Source organism: Amycolatopsis sp. NPDC051373 (assembly GCF_040689465.1).
Taxonomy (GTDB): domain Bacteria; phylum Actinomycetota; class Actinomycetes; order Mycobacteriales; family Pseudonocardiaceae; genus Amycolatopsis.
The window spans coordinates 1-1564 of the sequence record NZ_JBFBAE010000074.1 but is presented as its reverse complement, the minus strand read 5'-3'; the positions used below and the strand labels follow the sequence as shown (position 1 = coordinate 1564).

1 protein-coding gene is annotated in these 1564 nt (G+C 68.5%); it reads left to right on the top strand.

Translation table 11 applies throughout. From position 1 onward, the window contains the following. Positions 1-219 precede the first annotated feature (219 nt). The coding region (locus AB0383_RS50065; protein WP_364190799.1) for an IS110 family transposase at positions 220-1564 on the top strand (1345 nt) is incomplete at its 3' end.

Genomic DNA, 1564 nt, shown 5'->3' with positions numbered 1-1564 from the left:
CGAGTGGAGCGCTGCGCGACTCCTTGCCTGTTGACCATGCTGGCGGGCGGGGCCACTGCCGGAGTTCGAGATGCCCTGTTAGGAACCCGGTGACCATGTCCTGATCGAGGCGGATGTGGATCCCTGTTAGCGAATGTCTGGTGCGGCTCGGACTCCCACGGCGGTGCGGCGGCCGGATCCGAATTCACGCGAGCAAGGGAGCCGGCATTGATCGTTCGGATGGGCATCGACCTCGCGGTCCGCGCGCAGCACCAAGCCAGCATGGCCGACGAGCAGGGACGCGTGCTCTGGTCCGGGCACCGCTTCCGCACCCGCAGCGAGGAACTGGATCGGTTGTGGGCACGGCTGCCCGACGGCGTCACGGCTGCGGAGGTGACGGTCGTGATGGAGCCGACCCGCAACGCGTGGGTTCCGTTGGCCGCGTGGTTTCGCCGACGGGGCGCGACGGTGGTGCTGGTGTCCGCAGAGCGGTCGGCGGATCTGCGCGCCTACTACGCCAAACACACCAAGAGCGACCGGATGGACTCGGTCCTGCTGGCCCGGCTGCCGTTGCTGCACCCCGAAGGACTCCATCCCGAGCGGGGCACGGGGCCGGGCGATCCGCTGCGGCGCGCGACGAAACTGCACTCCACGCTGGTCCAGCGCCGCACCGCCGGCCTCGCCCGGCTCGATGCGCTGCTGGAGATCCTGGGACCGGACTGGCATGCCGCCCTCAGCGGCGATCTGGCGAACAAGACTCCGCTGCGGTTCCTCGCCGCCGGCTACGCCGACCCACACGCCGTCCGTCGCCTCGGCCGTGCGCGGTTGGCCCGATTCTTCTACCGGCACTCCCGCGGCGCCTGGGGCGACCCGGAAGCCGACAGGGTCCTGGCCGCAGCCGCCGCGACCACCGAATTGTGGGGCGAGGAACTGGCCTTTGCCGAGCTGGCCGACGACATCGCCGTCGAAGCCCGCCTCGCGCTGGCGATCACCGATGAAATCAAAGATGTCGACGAACGTATCGCCGTCCTGGTCGCCGAACGTGACCCCGAAGGGATCATCACCTCCGCGCCCGGCGTCGGACCCGTGACCGGGGCAGTCATTCTCGGACGGCTCGGCAACGTCAACCGGTTCTCGTCCTTGGCAGCAGTCCGCGGTTTCAGCGGCCTTATTCCGTCGCTGAACGCGTCCGGCGTCTCCGGCAGCCACGGCGGCCCGACCAAACGCGGCGACGCCCTGCTCCGCGAAGCATTGTTCATGGCCGCCAGCCAGGCGCGCCGCCACGACCCCACCTTGGCCGCGAAGTATCACCGGCTGATGGTCGAAGCCGGCAAGCACCACAACTCTGCGCTCTGCCACATCGCAACCACCCTGCTGACCCGCATCGCATCATGCTGGAAAAACCACACGCACTACCAGCTGCGCGACGTCGACGGCACACCCGTCACCGCGATCCAAGCCCGCGACATCATCGCCCAGCGATACACCGTTCCGGAAGACATTCGCCGATCACACAGGACAACCGGAGTGGGGACGGGCCAGCGAAACAAGAAGTCGCCAAGCGCTCCATCGACCGGCCCGTCCA